The sequence below is a fragment of the Pseudoxanthomonas sp. GW835-FHT14C01 genome (genome assembly GCF_058793715.1).
Genome location: NZ_JBXAGB010000003.1, coordinates 727,202 through 744,736 on the forward strand (window position 1 = coordinate 727,202; position 17,535 = coordinate 744,736).

Sequence of the window (17,535 nt, forward strand, 5' to 3'; positions counted from 1 at the left end):
TCAGGGCTGCCTGGGCAGCAACGGCGCTTCCGGCGGTGGCGGTCCGCGACGCACCACGTCGCCCTGCATCGCTGCCAGCCGGCGCAGCAGGCGGTTCTGTGTGGTGCGCGGCAGCTGGCGCTGGTCCATCGCCCACATCAGATCCTCGACCAGCGCATTGAAATCGGCTTCGCCGACTTCCACGTGCTTGTGCGCCTCGGCCATCGGCTTGCCGGCATAGGCGCAGGGCCCGCCGGACTGCACGCACAGGAACTCCACCAGGCGATCGTTGAGGTGGATGATGTCCACGTCGGCGAAGTGGTGTGCGATGCGCGGATCGTCCGAGACGCGGAGCAGCAGCGTTTCCACCAGCGCTTCGATGCCGCTGCGCTCTCCCAGTGCCCGGTACAGCGCGTCGTCGCGCGCGGGTGTGGACGCACACCCGGCGACCAGCAGCAGGCAGGCGAGCAGCAGGACCGTGGCAGCGCGCGGGATCGCCATCTCAGAAGCTCCACTGCAGGGACACGTACGCGCCCCGCTGGTCGTCCAGCGTGGCGATGCTGCCCAGGTCGGCCCATGCGCCCACCACCGCGACATGCTTGTTCGGGAACCACGCCACGAACACGTCCCGCCAAGCGCCCTCGCGGGCGAAGCCCAGGTTGTCGGGCTTCTGCCGATATTCCACGCCGATGGCCAGGCGCGGGTCCGGCAGCACCGCCGCTGCGCCTTCCCAGACCCAGCTGCGCGCCGTGCGCCGGTCGCCGCCGAAGCCCAGCAGGCCCGCCTGGTTGGCGTTGGTCGAACGCAGCGTGGCGTTGAGCAGCAGCGGGTATCCACCTGCGGCGTCGAGGAACAGTTTGCTGGCACTGACATACGCATCGGTGCCTTCGTCGTCGCGCGCGCCCACCGCCAGCGGCAACGCACCGTCGCGCAGGCGCTTGTGCTGCGCGCCCACGCTGACCTGCGGCATGCGCGTATAGACCAGGTCGCCGGCCACGCGCACCTTGGCGCCGTAGATGTCCTGCTCCAGCGCATTCCATGGCAGCGCCAGTCGCCGTTGCAGCTCGCCCAGGTCGAAGGACTGCCGCGCGAACGACACTTCCACCCGGTTGGCGAACGTATACGACACCCCGTACGCATCCAGCGCGTAGTCGCCCGTATCCACGCGCGTGTAGAACGCGGTGCCCCCGTGCTGCTCGCGCGTGCCGTAGCCCGACAGCACGGCCCAGGGCACGATGCCACCACCGGCCGCACCTTCCACCTGCGTAGCGCCACCGGTGGCCAGCAGGCGACCCTGTCCGGCGAAAGCGGGCAGGGCCGGCAGCAGCGCGGACAGCGCGCAAGCGATCGATACGGAACGAAGGGCAGGGATCATGCGTCGGTTTCCAGCGTAAGGTCGTCGGTCGCTGCGGCGTGTTCGCGCCGGCGGCACCAGTCCAGCAGGTCGGCACTGCCCAGCGGAGCGCTGAACAGATAGCCCTGCACCATGTCGCAGCGGTAGTGGCGCAGCAGGGCCAGCGCGCGGTCGTTCTCCACGCCCTCGGCGATCACCGACAGGCCCATGTTGTGGCCCAGTTCGATGGTGGAGCGCACGATCACGGCGTCGTCGCTGCCTTCCTCCAGCTGCATCACGAAGCTCTTGTCGATCTTCAGCTCGTCCACTGGCATCCGCTTGAGTTGCGCCAGCGAGGAATAACCGGTGCCGAAGTCGTCGATCGCCAGCCGCACGCCGCAGGCCTTAAGCCGGTGCAACATGCGCAGCGCGTATTCGATGTCCTGCATCAGCACGCTTTCGGTGACTTCCAGGATCAGGCGCCCGGCCGGTACGCCATGGGCGGCGAGCCGCTTTTCGATGTAATCCGGCAGGTCCGCATCCAGCAGGTCCATCGCCGACAGGTTCACGGCCAGCCCCAGATCCAGTCCGCCCTCGCGCCAGGTGGCATGGCAGGCCAGCGCGTGGTCCAGCACGAAACGCGTCAGCTCGTGGATGAACCCCGAGCGCTCGGCCAGCGGGATGAACTCGTCCGGCGCGACCGCGCCCAGGGTGGGGTGGCGCCAGCGCAGCAGCGCTTCCACATGTTCTACGTGCGCACTGGCCGCATCGAGCTTGGGCTGGAACTTCAGCTCCAGTTGTCGGCCGGCGATGGCCTGGCGCAGATCGGTCATCAGCTGCAGTTGTCGCAGGTGCGACTCGTCGCGGCCCGGCTGGTATATGGCGACGCCGCCATGGGCGGCCTTCGCGTCGTACAGCGCGATGTCGGCCCGCCGCAGCAGTGTGTCGGCATCCGCGCCATGCTGGGGATGACAGGCCAGGCCGAAGCTGCCTTCGACGCCCACGCGGGTACTGGGCAAGTCCAGCGGCTGCTTCAATGCCGTCCACAGGGTACGTGCCTGCGCATGCGCCGCCTCGCACGACAGCCCGGGCAGCATCACCATGAATTCGTCGCCCCCCAGGCGCGCGACCAGATGCGTTTCATCCGACGCGCCGCGTAGCCGTCGCGCGACCTCACGCAGCACCTGGTCGCCGAACTCGTGGCCCAGGGTGTCGTTGATCTCCTTGAAGCGGTTGATGTCCATCACCAGCACGGCTACGTCGCCACCGGCTCCGATGGCCGACTGCAGGCGGTCGTAGGCATGGCTGCGGTTGGGCAGACCGGTCAGGCCATCGTGATGGGCCTGGTGCAGGATGCGTTCCTCGCGTGCGGCGATGTCGGCCTGCATGCGTCCGAACGCGCCCGCCAGCTCGGCGATCTCGCGACTGCCGCCGGCGACCGGTGTCTGCGAATAATCCCCGGCCTGGATGCGCTGCGCTGCCTGCGCGAGCCGCCACACCGGCCGGCTGATGCCACGGCCCAGCGCCACCGCCACGCCGACCGCCAGCAACGCCGCCAGTCCGGACAGCAGCAGGATGCGCGAGCGCAGCGTGCGGTAGGGCGCGAAGGCGCGGTCGTACGAATCCAGCAGCACCAACCGCGCATCGTCGCCCTGCGTCAGCGGGTGCGAGCCGGACAGGTAATGGTCGTTGCCCACCGTGACCTGTCGCACCGCGTCGCCCTCCGGCGTCCAGGCGCGGGCGAACGTCGCACGCTGCTCCGCCCCCAGCGTGGAGGCATGCACGCGCGTGGTCGTGCCGCTGCGGGTGACGAAGGCCGCTTCCAGTCCGGTCAGCCGGTGGTACTCCTGCGCGACGGTGTCGTCGTAGCGACGACCGACCGCCAGCCAGCCCACGCGGTCCGGGGCCATCACCGGCAACATCGCCACCAGGTACAGCGCGTCCTGCACCACCACGGTCTGCAGGGCCAGGTCCTCGTCGCCGGCCTGCCGCATCAGGCCGGCCAGCACGTCGCCGGCAGGCGCGGCCATGCCGTTGGCGCTGGCCTGCCAGCGGCCGTCGCGGTCGAGCAGCCACGCCAGGTCGGCGCCGATGCGGGTGCCATGGTTGTCCAGCGCCGACCGCAGCGTCGGCACGTCGCCGCTGGTCACCGCTGCACGGAAACCGAAATCGTCCGCCAGCACCGACGCCGAGGCGAGCAACTGTTCCGAACGGCCCTGCTCGAACTGTTCCCACACGCGCTGGCCGACCTGCAGCTCCTGCTCCAGCCGCGACGACACCGCGCGCTGCGTGGCGACCGTCACCACGGCGAACGTCGCCAGCTGCGCGGCCGCCACCACGGCGATCATCACCGCGATGACGTGCGTCTGGAAGCGACGTGGCCTCAAGGCGTGCCGCCCTTGGTCCGGCGGAACTTCTCCTGCAACGCGCGCAGGCGGTCATTGCCGCGCACGTCGTTCTTCGCCGGGACCAGCGCGATCTGCAATGTCGACGAGGTGCCGGCCGCCGGCACCAGCAGCGTGCGTTCCAGCGGCGCACCCTCGCCGCGCACATGCCACACGCGTAGCGTGTAGTGGCCGGGCGGCACGTCCAGCGTCAGATGGCCATCGGCGGCGCTCTTGCCGAAGTAGGGCGTATCCAGCACCACGATGTGGCCGATCATCCAGTCGTGGATGTTGCAGCCCACCACCACGACGCCCGACTTCTCGAAGCGGATCGGCGCGGCCGCGTTGCCCGAATACAGCGGAATCTCGAACTGGCGCGGCTGCGAGAACGAATAGACGTGGTGCTGGATGTTGTCGCGGTTGGGGAAGGCCACCACCGTGCCGGCCTGCACCGGCAGCACACCCGGCACGAAGGCCGAATGCTGCTGGTCCATGCGCGCGGTGGCGGTGCGCGTCATCGACGGCGTCGCGCCGTGCAGGCTGATCACGGCATCGGCGACCGGGCCGCCGATGCTGCCCACGGCCAGACGCACCTCCGCCGCGTGCGCGCCCGACGCCATGGCCATCGCCAGCAGCACCCCCGACCACGCCCGCCCCACGCGCCGCTGCATCTGCATCGCCATCCCCTGTCCGATCCAAGCCGTTCCAGCAAAACCCGTGCCATGCCCGCGATCCTCCGAAGCAACGATCGCGGACGTGACGCGTGCCTGCTGCACGCCTGCAGTCCTACCGGACTGGCCTGAAACTGACGTTACGCGTCACGAAGGTGGATGGATGCACGGCCCGTGACAGGTGCTCCGTCGTACGGACCGCGATGCCGGGATCAGTCCAGTCCCATCAGATGGCGCGTGACCGCCGCGGCGTTCCGCCCCGCCAGCGTGCCGGGCCGTGTACCGGACCACAGGGGCGAAAAGTCGTCGCGGCCGCGCGCCTCAGCCGCGGCACGCAGGGGTGCGAGCGCCTGCGAGGCCCACGGGAAGGCGGGAGGCAGGTCGGACATGGAGCCGAGATCGCGCATCAGCCGGTTGACCAGGCCGCGCGCGGGTCGACCGCTGAACAGGTTGGTGAGCGCGGCTGCGCGCGTAGGCTGCTGCAGCGCGGCGCGATGGACGGCCGATGTGGTCGCCTCAGGGCACAGCAGGTATGCGGTGCCGGCCTGCACCGCGCTGGCGCCCGCCGCCATCAGGGCCTGCACGTCGGCGCGATCGCCGACGCCCCCGGCCGCGATGACCGGTATGGTCAGCTTCTTCGCCAGCGAAGCCACCAGGTCGCGCGTGCCGGGCTGGATCGCCAGATCGCCGGAGAGGAAGTGCCCGCGATGGCCGCCGGCCTCGATTCCCTGCGCGATCACCGCATCCACGCCGTGGCGTTGCAACCACAGGCCTTCCTCCACGGTCGTCGCGGAGGACAGCACGGTGGCGCCCCAGCCCTTGATCCGCGACATCAGCACGGCATCGGGCAGGCCGAAGTGGAAGCTCACGATGCGCGGGCGGAAGGGTTCCAGCAGATCGACTGTCGCGGCATCGAGCGGCCTGCGTGCGCCCGTCGCGGAAGGCGCGTCCATCGCAATCCCGTACTCGCGGTAGTAGGGCGCGAGGGCGCTGCGCCAACGCCGGTCTTCGGCGGCATCGGGTTCGGCCATCGTATGGCAGAAGAAGTTGAGGTTGATCGTCTGTCCCGACGGCGCAAAGGCGCGCAGGGCCGCTTCGAGTCGCGTGGCGTCCAGCATCGCGCAGGGCAGGGAGCCGAGCGCGCCCGCACCGGCGGCCGCCAGGGCCAGGGTGTGGTCCTGCACGCCGGCCATCGGTGCCTGGATCAGCGGAAGGTCGGTACCGAGCAGGGACGCGATATCGGGCATTGCGCCAGCTTACGCTTCTCGAAGGACGGCATCCCCGTCGCACCGCCGCACGCGGGCGTGATGACGGCGCGGCATGTCGCGATAACCAGAGGCATGCAGTCGAGGCGGTGTTTTTAACCCATGGGTAACGTCGCGTTTGGCACGTTGCCGTGGCCTCGACCGGAGTACGCCGCCATGCCGCACGCCGCCTTCAGATCGCGCCAGGAACTCGATGCGATGGTCGACCAGATCGACCGTCAACTGGATGTGCTGTACCGGGCATCGACGGCCGCATCGCGTGCCGAAGTCTGGAGCAGCCTCGCCGCCGCGGCGCTGAAGCTGGCCGCGCCGGAAGACCACGAGTACGTGTACGAGCGCCTGCACGCGGTGTTCAGGGCGCACCCGGAGGTCGTCGCGCCTGCGCCCTCGTGACGCACACGCCGGCATGACCGGGCGATACGCGCATCCGTGTGGCGCAGTCCTGCATCCCGGCATCACTCCGCCAGCGCGGCCTCCACGGCCGCGTCGGCATGCAGGGCCGTGGTGTCGAACAAGGGCACGCGCGCATCGTCGGCTCCGACCAGCAGGCCGATTTCGGTGCAGCCCAGGATGATCGCCTCCGCACCGCGGGCGACCAGCCGGTCCATGATGCGGCGATAGGCCTCGCGTGAACCGTCCCGGATGATGCCGCGACACAGTTCGTCGTAGATCACGTCGTGGACCACGTCGCGGTCCTCCGCGTCCGGTACGAGAACCTGCAGTCCATGCAGGTCCTGCAGGCGCTGGCGGTAGAAGTCCTGTTCCATCGTGAAGCGCGTACCGAGCAGGCCGACGCGGCGATGCCCGGCGGCGGCGATGGCCAAGGCGGTGGCGTCCGCGATGTGCAGCAGGGGAATCGACACGGCCGCTTCCATCTGCGGCGCCACCTTGTGCATGGTGTTGGTGCACAGCACCAGCAGGTCGGCACCGGCCGCCTGCACGCGACGCGCGGCGTCGGCCAGCAGCGCCCCCGCCGCGTTCCAGTCGCCGTCGCGCTGCAGGTGCTCGATCTCGTGGAAGTCGACGCTGTACAGCACGACCTTCGCCGAGTGCAGGCCCCCCCGTCGCGCCTTGATGCCCTCGTTGAGCTGGCGGTAGTAGGGCACCGTCGATTCCCAACTCATCCCGCCGATCAGGCCGATCGTCTTCATGCGTATTTTCCATCACCTGTATGTGAAGTAAGGGGATTATGCGGGCTGCCGCACGACGGAGCCTTGGCGCGTCGACGCATCTGTCGGTGTCGACGCGACCTCGCCTCAGTCCTCGATGGCCTCCACGCCCTGGCGATCCAGTTCGTCCAGGCGATCGCGCATGCGCTTCAGCTGTTCGGGCGTGTGGCCGATCCAGCCGTTCACTTCGGCGACCACGCGCAGTGGATCGCGCGTGCGGTACGAGCGGGTGGGATTGCCGGGAAAACGCTGGTCGGTAAGGTTGGGGTCGTCCTCGAAAGGACCCGTCGGTTCGACGATGTAGATGTGGCCACGGCCTTCCCCGAGCGCCAGTTCTGCGCCCCAGGTGGCCGCTTCCAGCATCGCGGTCAGATAGACGTACTTCGCGACGCGGCGTTTGCCGAAGTTGGACGCTCGGCCGGCGACGATCAGATCGCCGGGCGTCAGCGCCGCCTTGGTGCCGTGGTAGTGGATCTCGGTATCGCGCATGGTCTTCGGTGCTCATGACCTGCCGTATCGGCAGGCCGGCGATACTGATGCCCGCACCGGGCCTTGCCGCAAGCCCCCGGGCGTTATATAAATTCATGGCGGGAGGCGCAGGGCGCCTCCCTTTTTTGTGTCCGCATTCAGGCGACCCGCCGCTGCGCGCGCTGACCGACTGCACCGGTGTTGGGGCGCCGGCCTGGATCAGGTCCCGATCGGCTCTGCACGCTGGAAGCGTTGGCGACGCTGTGCGATCACGTGGTCCAGGCTTACGCGCCCCGGGCCGGCGAACAGCAGCCACGCGAAGACAGCGACGTACAGCACTTCGTCCAGTTCGACGAAGGCGTCCAGCGTCGAGATGCCCGGCAGTACGACCACGGCCAGCGCCACCAGCATGTTGAAGATCATCGGCAGCATCGCGAGGCGGGTGGCCAGGCCAAGCATGATCAGCGCGCCGCCGACCAGTTCGGTGCCTGCACAGACGGTGGCGCTCAGCGCCGGCCATGGGATGCCCCACTCGACGAAACGCTCGGTGAAGAAGGCCAGGTTGTTGAGCTTGGCCCAGCCTGTCTCCAGCCAGAAATAGCCGAACACCAGCCTTACCAGCAGTGGACCGATCCAGGCATGGTCGTCGAGGAATGCGAGCGCGCGGGCGTACAGGGGTGTTGTTTTCATGGAAGGTCTCCGGAAAGGGTCAAGGGGGCATCCGCATGCCGGTCAGCAGGCCGTCGGCCAACCAGCGCTTGAGCAGACCGGCCGCACGCAGCGCCGGTGCCTTGCCAGGCAGGCGCGCGCACCAGTCGGCGAACGGCGCGCCGCGTGCGACGGCAGCGAGGGCCATGGCCTCGTCGCGTGGCAGCCGGCGCCAATGCACATCGAAGGCATGGCGCCACAACAGCCACGTCGTGGTGGAGCGACTGCACAGCGCCGGCAGCGGAACATCGCTGGCGTGCGCGTCCAGCAGGGCGATCGCGTTGCTGCGCAGATGGACCCGGCGCAGGGCTGGATGCAGGGACCACCGCAGCGCGGGCCAGGCGTCGGCGGGCAGTGCGGCGATCGCGTCCAGGGTGTCGGGTGGTGCATCCGCCGCGTCGAACACTTCGCCTTGTCGCCATTCGAGCCGCGCGAGGTCGGCCAGTGCGGGTGCTTCTCGTGTCCGCGTCGCCAGCCAGCGCGCGAAGCCGGCACCGACATGCCGCACCGACGGATGCCGCGACGGATGCGCCTGCAGATACGCCTCCGCCAGGCCATCGAAGCGGTCCCCGCCCAACGATGCACGCAGGACGGGATAGTCATGGCCCAGGACGTCCACCAGCCGCCACCGGTAGCCATCGGCGTACAGGTGCAGCCTAGTCATGCGCTCGTCGTGATCCGCCGCGACGATGCGGGGTGCCTGTCCGGCATCGCGATGCAGCAGCCAGTTCGCCAGTCCGCGCTGGATGCCTGCGAGCGGCATCGCCGCGTTCATGCCGCACGCTCCATCGTGATGGCCAGCGTCCCGGCCGACAGGCGGCGGGCCGTCGCCAGTTCCGCCAGCAATGCGTCCAGTGGCGGAATATGGTCGTCGCGCTCGATCATCGCAGGGACCGCACCGAACCTGCGCACCGCTTCCCGATACAGCTGCCACACGCCTTCGGGCACCGGCGCATCGTGGGTGTCGATCAGCCATCCGCTTCCCCGTGCATCGGGCGCATGGCCGGCGAGGTGGATCTGGCGGATCGCGTGGCCCGGCAGGCGGTCGAGGAACGCGACCGCGTCGAAGCCATGGTTGTGCGCGTTGACGAAGACGTTGTTGACGTCCAGCAGCAGCCCGCATCCGCTTTCCGCCACCACGGCGGACAGGAACTGCGCTTCGTCCAGCGTGTCGCCGGCGAAGCGCAGGTAGCTGGACACGTTCTCCAGCACCAAGGGAATGCCGAGCGCGTCCTGTACCTGACGTACGCGTGCGGCGACATGCAGGACGGTGTCGTCGTTCTGCGGCAGCGGAAGCAGGTCATGGAACTGGACGCCGCCATGGCGGGTCCAGCACAGGTGATCGGACACGATGGCCGGCCGCACGTGCCTGACCAGTCCACGCAGCGCCCGCAGATAGTCCCGGTCCAGCGGATCGCTGCCGCCGATGTTGAGCGACACGCCATGCAGGGCCACCGGCCAGCGTTCGATCATCCGGTCGAGCATCCACCGGGGTCGCCCGCCCGCCACGAGGTAGTTCTCGCTGAGCACCTCCAGCCAGTCCACACCCTGCGCATCGGTCAGCAGTGCGTCGTAGTGTTGGGGCCGCAGGCCCAGCCCGAACCCGTGCAGCGGCATGGTCATGGCGTATCGCTCCGGGTCGTCAGCTGTTGGCTTTCTTCGCTTCGGCCGCCTTCTTCTGCGGCTTCGGTGCCTCGAACTTGCCCCCCGCCGTCTTGCAGCCGTCGGCGGTCGACTCGGTGAAGCCATGGCCCTTGCAGGCGTTCTGTCCCTTGCATGCGTTCGATGCGCTCTTGCAGGCGCCCTGGCCCTTGCAGGCATTCGCGCCGACACAGTGGCCGACCTTGGCGGAGCCCGCTTCGGCGGCCTGCGCGACCGGCGCGCCAAGGAACAGGGCAGCGGCCGCGAGGGCGACGGAAAGGCCGGTGAGCTTGGTGGTGTTCATGGTGGATCCTCGTTGGGTTGGGAAGGGCGCCAAGGCGTTGCCGCTCGACGCACCGCCATTCCAGCCGTCCCTCGGCCCGCCGACCATTCCCGTACGTTCCCGCGATATGCCCCATCGTCCCGGGGCCGGTCAGCGCGGACGCGCGCGCATGAACCTCCGGACGCACGGTCATGGTCCCCGCCCATGCAGTGGCCTACGATGGCGGCATGGACTCTCCTGCCGCCCATGCGCTCGGCCTCGCCGAGGACGACGAACGCGATGCCGTACTCGAGACGGTGCTGGGTGCGTACCGCATGCGCGTGGACATCACGGCGGATGTCCGCTACTGCGGCACGTGGTACGACAGCGAGCCCGCCACCCACCATGGCCAGTTCCACCTGGTGACGCAGGGACAGTGCTGGGTCAGCGGCGAAGCGCTCGACGCGCCGGTGCTGCTCGAGCGCGGCGACCTGATCGTATTCCCCGCCGGCGTGCGTCATGTCCTGTCGTCATCGGCCGATCCGCACCTGCCCGATGCGCCGGATGCCGGTGATACGAGCATGCTGTGCGGCGAGCTGGAGTTCATCACCGGTTCGCACAATCCGATCTTCGCCGCATTGCCGCGGTGGTTCGTGATCCGCGGGCAGGACAGCAGCGTCGGGTTCCGCCAACTCGCGCAGATGCTGGCCGAGACCAGTCGCGAGCGACGCTGGGGACGCCAACTGGTGCAGAACAAGCTCGCCGATTCGCTGTTCACCATGGCGGTGTGCGAGTACGTCCGCCAGGCCGAACAGCCGCGCGGTCTGCTCGCCGCTCTCACCGACGTGCGCCTGTCGCGCGCGCTCTCGGCCATCCATGCGCGTCCCGGCGAAGACTGGACCATCCAGTCGATGGCACAGGAAGCCGGCATGTCGCGCACGGCCTTCGCCGAACTGTTCGCCACGACGGTCGGCACGCCTCCGATCCAGTACCTGGCGCACTGGCGCGCCACCGAGGCGCGCCGCCTGTTGAAGAACCGCCGCTTTTCGGTCGCGGCCATCGCCGAGATGCTGGGCTACAGCAGCGAAGCGGCCTTCCGGCGTTTCTTCAAGCGGGTGGAAGGAGTAGGGCCGGGCAGCGCGCGAAAGCGCCAGGAGTAGTCAACGCCGAGCCGCCATGCACAGGCGGCTGGCGTGGGTCATACCGGACGATGTTGCCCGGGTCTGCCCTCCGGGCAGATCGACCGTCTTGTGCGAGTTCCGCACACTGCCGCTCACGTTGGAGGTCATGACGAGCAGCATCGCGTTCGATGCCCATGCGAATGGCCGGACAGACGATGCAGTGTGGCGTGCCGCGCCATGGATCGGCAGGGAGCGCGTGATGCCGGCGGGGATGGCGAACAAGGCCGGTGGGTATCCGCCGACATGGTCAGCGCTATCGATCGTCGTGCGAGGACGTGTCGTCGATGACGCACGGTGACGCGCGTGATATCCGCGGCGTGCTTCCGTTCGCATGAAAATCATGCTGTTCCGGGCGCGAACGATGTCCTGCGGATCGTCGTTAATTTGACGCTTGCTGCGTCAGGAAAATGACAGTACGGGTGAGGCGCGATCCTTTGCTACGCTTGCTTGCGACGCCATTGCCCGACGCTCTCGCCACGCTCCGAGTGCAATCCTCCAGTCCGCGTTCCGGACTGCGCAGATGGCAAGGCCGTGGTCGTGCAAGGGGTGCCTCGACGAATGACAAGGAGATCAGGAAGCGAGGCGCGCGCGCCCTCGCATCCACTCAGGATGAAGACACAGGGCGAGCCGCGAAGAGAAAAAGTGGCGGCCATCCTCATGCTGGCGGGCGTCGCATGCCTCAGCCTGGGGCTGGCGTGGACACTTTGCTACCTGTACTTCGGCCGCCGCGAGCTGTCCGTGGTCTTCGTCGGTCTTGCCGTGGTGGGCGTGCTCGCGATTCGCCGCAGCAAGCGAAGCGACGGCGCATCGCTGCTGCTGGTCGCGCACGGGGTGCTGGCGGTCATCTGCGCCATCGCCCTGATCGACGCGCCCATCGCCTGGGTCCCGCGCTCGGCCCATCTGTTCCTGCTGCCCCTCGCGGCGGGGGCGGCGCTCACGTTCGAGCGGCGCGAGCGCTATGGCGCGCTGTTCTTCCCGCTGGCATGCCTGGCCGCGTTCGCGGCATTCGCCGTGGGTGCACTGGACTCGCTTGCGCCCAACCTCTCGCCACCCGTAGAGGTGCGCGCGTGGGGGGCCAGAGCGAACACGACGATCTCGATGGCGCTGCTGGCGGCGATCTTCGCCATCTACCGCATCGACAGCGGAAAGCGCCTCCGGATGGAACGCGAGCTGGGGCGTGCGGTCCGGAACGGGGAAATCGAGGTGCACTACCAGCCGCAGGTGCGCGGCAGCGGCATCGTGAGCGGCGTGGAGGCGCTCGTCCGCTGGCGGCATCCGTCCGGACGATTGCTGTCACCTGACGGCTTCATCCACCTGGCGGAGGAAAGCACGCTGATCCGCGAGGTCGGGCTGGAGGTCCTTCGCCAGGCGTGCGAGGTGTTGAGGTCCTGGTCCGCCGATCCGCGGACGCAGTCGCTGCGCCTGGCGGTGAACATCAGTCCGGTGCAGTTGCTCGACGACAGCCTGGTCGCGTCGGTCGCCCAGATCATCCGTGCCGCGGGCGTCGATCCGGCACTGCTGGAATTCGAACTGACGGAGTCCGCCCTCTCCACCGAAGGTGCAGCGATGATCGCGCGGATGGAGGCGCTGGAGTCGACGGGTGTCTCCTGGGCGCTGGACGATTTCGGCACCGGCTACTCCTCGCTGGCGACGTTGCGCACGCTTCCGGTGCGCAAGCTGAAGATCGATCGGCAGTTCCTGGTCGAGGCTACCCGGCAGGAGAGCGCGCAACAGCTTCTCGGCAAGATCATCGAGATATCGCACGTCATGGGCATGGCGGCGCTGGTGGAAGGCGTGGAGACGCGTGAGCAACGCGACCTGTTGATCCACCTCGGTTGCGATCACTTCCAGGGTTACCTGTTCGCAAGGCCGATGCCACGCGCAGCGCTGCAGGCATGGCTCGACACCCAGTCGCTGCCCATCGCCGTCGGCGAGCCCGGCGCGATCACGGCCGGGCAGGCGTCTCCTCCGGAACAGGGCATCGGGGGCGCGGGACGAAACCGGGCTCCCGTACTGGAAACTGGCGAATAGCGGACTCGCCGCGTGTCACCGTCTCCGGGAACAGAACGGCTACCCGTAGGGCGGATCGAGCGATGCGGCTTTCAACGGCAATAGCCTTGTATCCATCGTCATGACGGTCGCACACCGCGATGGGTGGGTATCGCCTGTGGCTCACCCCATCCTGCGGCGCTGTATCGCCCGTGCGTGCCACTGCGCTCAGGAACGGCGGGTATTCGGGTTCGATCCGGCGTCGTGATGGCCGACCTTCAGGAGTGAATGCCTGACCGCATGCTCAGCATGGCGGCGGTGCAGCGAACATCCGGCCCGCCACTTCGGGCGTGTAGAAGTCGAGGTAACGCTGCAGGCCGTGCGGCGGCAGCACTTCCAGCATGAAATGGTTCTCCACCCACACTTCCACCAGGTCGAACACGCCGCCGCGGTCGCAATAAACGCTGCGCCAGCCTTCGGCCTGGCCGATGGCGAGGATCTCCTCCGCGCCCAGCGGACTGCTCAACGCCACGTGGAAACCACTGTGGTCCTGCAGGCGGCCTTCCTGGCGGATCTGCACTTCCCACGGCATCACTTCGGGACCCTGCGCCACGCGCGTCGGGTCGTGGTCGCCGGCACCGGGCGTATGCGCGGACGCGTGGGGCAGCACTTCGACGCCGCAGCCGGAGCCATCGCGGGCGATGGCCACCCAGGCGCCGGGGACCACGGGAAACGGCATGGCTTCGCCGTCGATCAGGCGCGCGAACACGCGGGCGACGCGTTCGGGGTTGCGGGCGGGGAGGGAGAAGTGGGCAATCATGGGGTGGGTGTCTTCAGGGGGTGGTCGAGGGGCAGGTCGCCGCGCATGCGGAGATCCTGGGACAGGGTTTCCAGGGCCCAGCCGACGGCGCGTGCCGTGTCGGCGCCGTTCAATCCCCACTGTTCACGCAGGGAAAGCCAGGAATAGGCCGAATAGAGCAGTTGCAGGACGGCGGCAGCCTGCATGCGATCGGTCGGCGCCAGCGCGGGATTCCCCTCCTGCACGGCCTGCAGGAAGGCCGTGCAGCGAGCGTCGTTCTGGCTGCTGCGCATCTCGCGGCCAGTGGGGCTGGTCAGGGTGTTGAGGATGTGCGCCGGGGTGCCGTCGAACGAGGTGAACAGCGGTAGCAGGCGCGCGGGCATGTCGGACAGGCGGGTGGGAAAGCCGCCGGCGACGCCCTGCAAGTCGTTCATGTGCTGCCAGAGCGCCTGGTTGAGGTCGGCCCGGCTGGGGAAATGGCGGTACAGGGTGACTTCGGTGATGCCGGCTTCTTCGGCGATGCGCTTGGTGGTAACGGCGGCGGCGCCGTCCGGGCTGGCCTCCAGCAGGGTGGCGGCGGCGTCGAGGATGCGGGAACGGGTGGCGTCGGCCTGCTCGCGTCGCAGGTCGGACTTGTAGGCACGGGTCGGCTTATTCATGTAAGTAAGACTTACATTAATTACATGAGTGGAAGATGAATCCTTTCCGCTCGGTCGCCCATGCCGCGCAGGGTAGCGGGGCGGTGTCGCGGGCAGGGGGCGGGATGGCCGGCGGCATGGCGTTCGATACCACGGCAGGTGGCGCGACACGCCGCGGCCCATGACGCGCCATGGGCCGGCATGTGGCGGGGGATACGTGTCGATGTATCGGTCGATACCGGTCGGCATCAACATGCATGCGTCCGCGTATCGACGGTCAGTTGCATGCCTATGGCGCGCGATGCGTGTGCGTATCGCGAGGCAGTGTCCGCGGTATGGCGCACGAGTTCCTGCGATAGGGCGGGCGATGCCAATTGGTATCGACGGTGATGCCGGTTGGTATCGCCGTCCATGACCGCGCTGGTGTCGCGCGATGGTGCGGCCTATCGAACGCGGGTCGGCGTGATGCAGTGCGTGCCGTGCGTGGTTGAAATGTTAGAGGTTTTGCTTTGTGCCGCGTCCTACAGTGGTGGTGCCTGCCGGAGGGCAGGCATCCCACAGACAAGGAACCAAGGAGGCAGCATGAGTCAGAACATCGTGGACATCATCTTCGATGAGGCGGCGTTGACGGATATCGATGGGGCGTTGACGACACTGGACGTCCGGTTCGCCGGGCTGGTGGCACTGGATCCGGTGAAGCGGCGCAGGTTGCACAAGATGGGCGACAAGTCGGAGGCGTTCTGCCGGTTGGCGGTCGATGTGTTGACGGCCAATCCGCAGATCCTGCCGGCGAACTTCGACCTGGCGGCGTTGCAGCGGGACGTGGCGGCGCTGGATGCGCTGCGGATGCGGACGGTGCAGGTGATGCGTCTCTACCAGCGGATGCTGGACACGGAGATGGCCCTGGGCAGCGACATCATGTCGAACTCGGTAGAGGGCTACGCCTTCCTGAAGGTCGCCGGCAAGAGCGCGGGGCTGGATGGGTTGCGCAAGCAACTGGCGGCGCGGTTCAAGAGCGGGCCACCTTGTCGGCAACCCATACCTGTATCCCACGCTTCGCGAGGGCCTGTTTCCACTGCGAACTGTTATCCATGTCAGTCCTCGAGCGCTAGTTTGTCGGCGATGGTGGAGAGCGTTGCACGCACATGCTCGCCCGACTGGTGCGAGTAGCGTTTAGCCATCGCTAGCGTCTTGTGTCCCAGCGCATCCGCCACCTGCGCAAGTCCTGCGCCGTTCTGCGTCAGGTAGCTTGCCGTGGTGTGGCGTAGATCGTGAAAACGGAAGTTCTTCAGACCCGCCGCGTCACGAACCTCGCGCCAGTGCTTCTCAAAATCGGCCGGCGAAGAGTCACGTTGTCCCTTAAAAACCCAGCCCTCCCCGGTAGGGTCTGCGTCATAGTGTTCCTGAAGTGCGTTCTGTGCAGCGCCAACAACAGGGATGTAGCGAGGCTCACCGTTCTTAGTGTCGGTGAACCGCAAGCGCCAGTTCGCCATGTCCACGTCATCCCACTTCAGGTAGCGGATATTGGAATAGCGCGCCCCCGTCGCCAGCGTGAGGATGACCGCTGTGCGAATGTTGAGATTAGGATGCGCCTTGCAAGCCTTGAACAGTGCCTTGCGCTCATCGTCTGAAAGGAAGCGGATGACGCCCTCGCTCTCTGCTGCTTTGCTGACGCTTAGAACCGGATTGGATTGCAGCGCATGCAGTTCTTTCCATGCCCACTTACAGACGCTGCTAATGGCAGCGAGATAGCGATTGATCGTCGCGCCGCTCAACGGATCGCCATAGCGGTTGGTTCGTTTGGCGAGCTTGCCGCGCGCTTCAGCAAAAACGCTAGGCAGCAGCTTGTCCAGAGTGACGTAGCCGTATTCCTCTTTCCACCATGCCAGCATCGTTTCTTGGCCCGCGCTATCGCGGTTGTTTGCCTTGATCGGCAGATAGAGAGTTACGTAGCCATCTATCAGGTCGCCGAGCGTCTTGCGCCTGTCGGCCGTCGTGGGCACGTAGACGCCGTGACCAAGGTCAGACTCAACCTTAGCGGCCCATGCTTTTGCGTCAGTGATGCGCTTGAAGGTGCGCGACCTGGGGCGTTCTCCGCGTAGTCGGACCTTCACCCGATAGCTGGTGGAGCCGTCCGCTGCGGTGCGCTTTTCAATAGTCGCCATTGGCTAGAGTTGGCTGGTGTGTCCCATAGTTGTCCCATGGGCCACACCAGCTTTGCAACTCAAGCAGCGTAACTACTTGATTTTATTGGTGCCGAAGGTGGGACTCGAACCCACACGATATCACTACCGGCGGATTTTGAGTCCGCTGCGTCTACCATTCCGCCACTCCGGCGCGGACGCGAAGTATAGCCGAGGCCGGCTCCCCGCCGACAGGGGCCGGGCCAGTGGCCTCAGTTGACCTGGTCGGTGCCCAGAAGGCGCTCGCCGCGACGCTGCCAGCCCTCGGCGCCGGCCTCTTCCTCCGGCGTGAAGATCCCGCAGCGGACCATCGTGCGCTGGTACACATGCAGACTGACCGCGATCGCCTTGTCGCTCGGATTGCGGATCGTGTGGTACTCGTGCGGCGGAATCAGACTGCCCGCCGAGCCCGTGCCGGCCTCGATCGTGCCCGCCGGCACGAAGCGATACCGCACATCATCGTGCTCCGCCAACTCGTACTGCGTGATCTCCAACCGCCCACGCCACACCCCTTCCACGCACCACATGCCCGAATGATCGTGGATCTTGGTGCCCTGGCCCGGGCCCCACGTCATCGCGATGACGCTGTAGCCATGCTCCGGGCTGGTATACAGCTCGCGCCGCGCGTAGTGGTCGGTGATCGGCTCCAGCACACAGGCCGGCAGGCTGACCTCTTCGTCGCAGATCAGTTCGCACAGCGACTTGCGCAGCGCATCGGTGACGGCACGGTCGTCGCCCAGGGTGACGGCGGCGTCCAGCGAAGCGACCAGCTTGTCGGCGCCAGGGAAATCGAGGGTCATGGCACGGCCCGCTTGAGAATGTGCGGCCATTTTAGCCGGCTGGGGCAGGGGCGCCACCGCTGCAC

The 17,535-nt window shown here is 67.5% G+C and carries 21 protein-coding genes and 1 tRNA gene; 5 read left to right on the forward strand and 17 right to left on the reverse strand.

Features of this window, described 5'->3' with window-relative positions:
* From AC1Q5B_RS16785 to AC1Q5B_RS16805, 5 genes are all read right to left on the reverse strand, one after another.
* Complete coding sequence (locus AC1Q5B_RS16785; protein WP_492632617.1) at positions 1-480, reverse strand: group I truncated hemoglobin; 480 nt, start codon at positions 478-480, stop codon at positions 1-3.
* 1 nt (position 481) lies between these two features.
* A complete protein-coding gene (locus AC1Q5B_RS16790; protein ID WP_492632618.1) occupies positions 482-1,354 on the reverse strand; it encodes a DUF3034 family protein in 873 nt (290 codons plus the stop codon).
* Positions 1,351-3,699, reverse strand: coding sequence for a putative bifunctional diguanylate cyclase/phosphodiesterase (locus AC1Q5B_RS16795; RefSeq protein ID WP_492632619.1), 2,349 nt, complete (start codon positions 3,697-3,699; stop codon positions 1,351-1,353). Before AC1Q5B_RS16795 ends, AC1Q5B_RS16790 begins: the two co-directional genes overlap by 4 nt.
* Positions 3,696-4,379, reverse strand: a complete 684-nt coding sequence (locus AC1Q5B_RS16800; protein WP_492632620.1) for a methylamine utilization protein — start codon at positions 4,377-4,379, stop codon at positions 3,696-3,698. Before AC1Q5B_RS16800 ends, AC1Q5B_RS16795 begins: the two co-directional genes overlap by 4 nt.
* Before the next feature lie 200 nt (positions 4,380-4,579).
* Complete coding sequence (locus AC1Q5B_RS16805; protein ID WP_492632621.1) at positions 4,580-5,614, reverse strand: NAD(P)H-dependent flavin oxidoreductase; 1,035 nt, start codon at positions 5,612-5,614, stop codon at positions 4,580-4,582.
* 174 nt (positions 5,615-5,788) lie between these two features.
* Between AC1Q5B_RS16805 and AC1Q5B_RS16810 the strand changes: the two genes are divergently transcribed.
* On the forward strand, positions 5,789-6,025 hold the full coding sequence (locus AC1Q5B_RS16810) for a hypothetical protein (protein ID WP_492632622.1): 237 nt from the start codon (positions 5,789-5,791) through the stop codon (positions 6,023-6,025).
* 62 nt (positions 6,026-6,087) lie between these two features.
* Here AC1Q5B_RS16810 and AC1Q5B_RS16815 read toward each other — a convergent pair whose 3' ends face one another.
* The 6 genes from AC1Q5B_RS16815 to bufA2 form a co-directional block, all read right to left on the reverse strand.
* The gene (locus tag AC1Q5B_RS16815) at positions 6,088-6,783 is read right to left on the reverse strand and encodes an aspartate/glutamate racemase family protein (RefSeq protein ID WP_492632623.1); all 696 of its coding nucleotides are present in this window, start codon (positions 6,781-6,783) and stop codon (positions 6,088-6,090) included.
* A gap of 105 nt (positions 6,784-6,888) precedes the next feature.
* The gene (gene arr / locus AC1Q5B_RS16820; protein ID WP_492632624.1) at positions 6,889-7,290 is read right to left on the reverse strand and encodes an NAD(+)--rifampin ADP-ribosyltransferase; all 402 of its coding nucleotides are present in this window, start codon (positions 7,288-7,290) and stop codon (positions 6,889-6,891) included.
* 198 nt (positions 7,291-7,488) lie between these two features.
* A complete protein-coding gene (locus AC1Q5B_RS16825; RefSeq protein WP_492632625.1) occupies positions 7,489-7,959 on the reverse strand; it encodes a DoxX family protein in 471 nt (156 codons plus the stop codon).
* A 19-nt stretch (positions 7,960-7,978) separates the two neighbouring features.
* On the reverse strand, positions 7,979-8,752 hold the full coding sequence (locus AC1Q5B_RS16830) for an HvfC/BufC family peptide modification chaperone (RefSeq protein ID WP_492632626.1): 774 nt from the start codon (positions 8,750-8,752) through the stop codon (positions 7,979-7,981).
* Positions 8,749-9,600 (reverse strand): MNIO family bufferin maturase, encoded by an 852-nt coding sequence (gene bufB / locus AC1Q5B_RS16835; RefSeq protein ID WP_492632627.1) that lies wholly within the window; start codon positions 9,598-9,600, stop codon positions 8,749-8,751. The genes AC1Q5B_RS16830 and bufB overlap by 4 nt, the downstream gene beginning before the upstream one ends.
* Before the next feature lie 19 nt (positions 9,601-9,619).
* Positions 9,620-9,922 carry a BufA2 family periplasmic bufferin-type metallophore gene (gene bufA2 / locus AC1Q5B_RS16840; protein ID WP_492632628.1) on the reverse strand — a complete coding sequence of 101 codons (303 nt, stop codon included), beginning with the start codon at positions 9,920-9,922 and terminating at the stop codon, positions 9,620-9,622.
* A 206-nt stretch (positions 9,923-10,128) separates the two neighbouring features.
* On the opposite strand from bufA2, the gene AC1Q5B_RS16845 reads away from it, so the two are divergent.
* Positions 10,129-11,040 (forward strand): AraC family transcriptional regulator, encoded by a 912-nt coding sequence (locus AC1Q5B_RS16845; RefSeq protein WP_492632629.1) that lies wholly within the window; start codon positions 10,129-10,131, stop codon positions 11,038-11,040.
* On the opposite strand, the gene AC1Q5B_RS16850 is transcribed toward AC1Q5B_RS16845, so the two are convergent.
* Positions 11,041-11,283, reverse strand: a complete 243-nt coding sequence (locus AC1Q5B_RS16850; RefSeq protein WP_492632630.1) for a hypothetical protein — start codon at positions 11,281-11,283, stop codon at positions 11,041-11,043.
* 420 nt (positions 11,284-11,703) lie between these two features.
* Between AC1Q5B_RS16850 and AC1Q5B_RS16855 the strand changes: the two genes are divergently transcribed.
* Positions 11,704-13,092 (forward strand): EAL domain-containing protein, encoded by a 1,389-nt coding sequence (locus tag AC1Q5B_RS16855; protein WP_492632631.1) that lies wholly within the window; start codon positions 11,704-11,706, stop codon positions 13,090-13,092.
* 262 nt (positions 13,093-13,354) lie between these two features.
* On the opposite strand, the gene AC1Q5B_RS16860 is transcribed toward AC1Q5B_RS16855, so the two are convergent.
* Both AC1Q5B_RS16860 and AC1Q5B_RS16865 read right to left on the reverse strand, forming a co-directional pair.
* The gene (locus tag AC1Q5B_RS16860) at positions 13,355-13,870 is read right to left on the reverse strand and encodes a hypothetical protein (RefSeq protein ID WP_492632632.1); all 516 of its coding nucleotides are present in this window, start codon (positions 13,868-13,870) and stop codon (positions 13,355-13,357) included.
* Positions 13,867-14,508, reverse strand: coding sequence for a TetR/AcrR family transcriptional regulator (locus tag AC1Q5B_RS16865; RefSeq protein ID WP_492632633.1), 642 nt, complete (start codon positions 14,506-14,508; stop codon positions 13,867-13,869). The genes AC1Q5B_RS16860 and AC1Q5B_RS16865 overlap by 4 nt, the downstream gene beginning before the upstream one ends.
* A 35-nt stretch (positions 14,509-14,543) precedes the next feature.
* Between AC1Q5B_RS16865 and AC1Q5B_RS16870 the strand changes: the two genes are divergently transcribed.
* Both AC1Q5B_RS16870 and AC1Q5B_RS16875 read left to right on the forward strand, forming a co-directional pair.
* Positions 14,544-14,672: a hypothetical protein gene (locus AC1Q5B_RS16870; protein ID WP_492632634.1), complete on the forward strand. Its 129-nt coding sequence runs from the start codon at positions 14,544-14,546 to the stop codon at positions 14,670-14,672.
* A 397-nt stretch (positions 14,673-15,069) separates the two neighbouring features.
* The gene (locus AC1Q5B_RS16875) at positions 15,070-15,657 is read left to right on the forward strand and encodes a hypothetical protein (protein ID WP_492632635.1); all 588 of its coding nucleotides are present in this window, start codon (positions 15,070-15,072) and stop codon (positions 15,655-15,657) included.
* Here the strand turns inward: AC1Q5B_RS16875 and AC1Q5B_RS16880 are convergent.
* The 3 genes from AC1Q5B_RS16880 to AC1Q5B_RS16890 form a co-directional block, all read right to left on the reverse strand.
* Positions 15,582-16,652: a tyrosine-type recombinase/integrase gene (locus AC1Q5B_RS16880; protein ID WP_492632636.1), complete on the reverse strand. Its 1,071-nt coding sequence runs from the start codon at positions 16,650-16,652 to the stop codon at positions 15,582-15,584. The genes AC1Q5B_RS16875 and AC1Q5B_RS16880 overlap by 76 nt on opposite strands.
* An 86-nt stretch (positions 16,653-16,738) precedes the next feature.
* Positions 16,739-16,824 (reverse strand) — tRNA-Leu (locus AC1Q5B_RS16885).
* 58 nt (positions 16,825-16,882) lie between these two features.
* Positions 16,883-17,470: a cysteine dioxygenase family protein gene (locus tag AC1Q5B_RS16890; protein ID WP_492632637.1), complete on the reverse strand. Its 588-nt coding sequence runs from the start codon at positions 17,468-17,470 to the stop codon at positions 16,883-16,885.
* Positions 17,471-17,535 lie beyond the last annotated feature (65 nt).

Bases quoted from the DNA above. Each gene is read 5' to 3' on its own strand.
- AC1Q5B_RS16860 (WP_492632632.1), bottom strand. From the start codon at position 13,870: ATGATTGCCCACTTCTCCCTCCCCGCCCGCAACCCCGAACGCGTCGCC.
- AC1Q5B_RS16830 (WP_492632626.1), bottom strand. From the start codon at position 8,752: ATGAACGCGGCGATGCCGCTCGCAGGCATCCAGCGCGGACTGGCGAAC.
- AC1Q5B_RS16825 (WP_492632625.1), bottom strand. From the start codon at position 7,959: ATGAAAACAACACCCCTGTACGCCCGCGCGCTCGCATTCCTCGACGAC.
- bufA2 (WP_492632628.1), bottom strand. From the start codon at position 9,922: ATGAACACCACCAAGCTCACCGGCCTTTCCGTCGCCCTCGCGGCCGCT.
- AC1Q5B_RS16865 (WP_492632633.1), bottom strand. From the start codon at position 14,508: ATGAATAAGCCGACCCGTGCCTACAAGTCCGACCTGCGACGCGAGCAG.
- AC1Q5B_RS16870 (WP_492632634.1), top strand. From the start codon at position 14,544: ATGAATCCTTTCCGCTCGGTCGCCCATGCCGCGCAGGGTAGCGGGGCG.
- AC1Q5B_RS16790 (WP_492632618.1), bottom strand. From the start codon at position 1,354: ATGATCCCTGCCCTTCGTTCCGTATCGATCGCTTGCGCGCTGTCCGCG.
- AC1Q5B_RS16880 (WP_492632636.1), bottom strand. From the start codon at position 16,652: ATGGCGACTATTGAAAAGCGCACCGCAGCGGACGGCTCCACCAGCTAT.
- bufB (WP_492632627.1), bottom strand. From the start codon at position 9,600: ATGACCATGCCGCTGCACGGGTTCGGGCTGGGCCTGCGGCCCCAACAC.
- AC1Q5B_RS16815 (WP_492632623.1), bottom strand. From the start codon at position 6,783: ATGAAGACGATCGGCCTGATCGGCGGGATGAGTTGGGAATCGACGGTG.
- AC1Q5B_RS16875 (WP_492632635.1), top strand. From the start codon at position 15,070: ATGAGTCAGAACATCGTGGACATCATCTTCGATGAGGCGGCGTTGACG.
- AC1Q5B_RS16785 (WP_492632617.1), bottom strand. From the start codon at position 480: ATGGCGATCCCGCGCGCTGCCACGGTCCTGCTGCTCGCCTGCCTGCTG.
- AC1Q5B_RS16805 (WP_492632621.1), bottom strand. From the start codon at position 5,614: ATGCCCGATATCGCGTCCCTGCTCGGTACCGACCTTCCGCTGATCCAG.
- AC1Q5B_RS16890 (WP_492632637.1), bottom strand. From the start codon at position 17,470: ATGACCCTCGATTTCCCTGGCGCCGACAAGCTGGTCGCTTCGCTGGAC.
- arr (WP_492632624.1), bottom strand. From the start codon at position 7,290: ATGCGCGATACCGAGATCCACTACCACGGCACCAAGGCGGCGCTGACG.
- AC1Q5B_RS16800 (WP_492632620.1), bottom strand. From the start codon at position 4,379: ATGGCGATGCAGATGCAGCGGCGCGTGGGGCGGGCGTGGTCGGGGGTG.
- AC1Q5B_RS16845 (WP_492632629.1), top strand. From the start codon at position 10,129: ATGGACTCTCCTGCCGCCCATGCGCTCGGCCTCGCCGAGGACGACGAA.
- AC1Q5B_RS16810 (WP_492632622.1), top strand. From the start codon at position 5,789: ATGCCGCACGCCGCCTTCAGATCGCGCCAGGAACTCGATGCGATGGTC.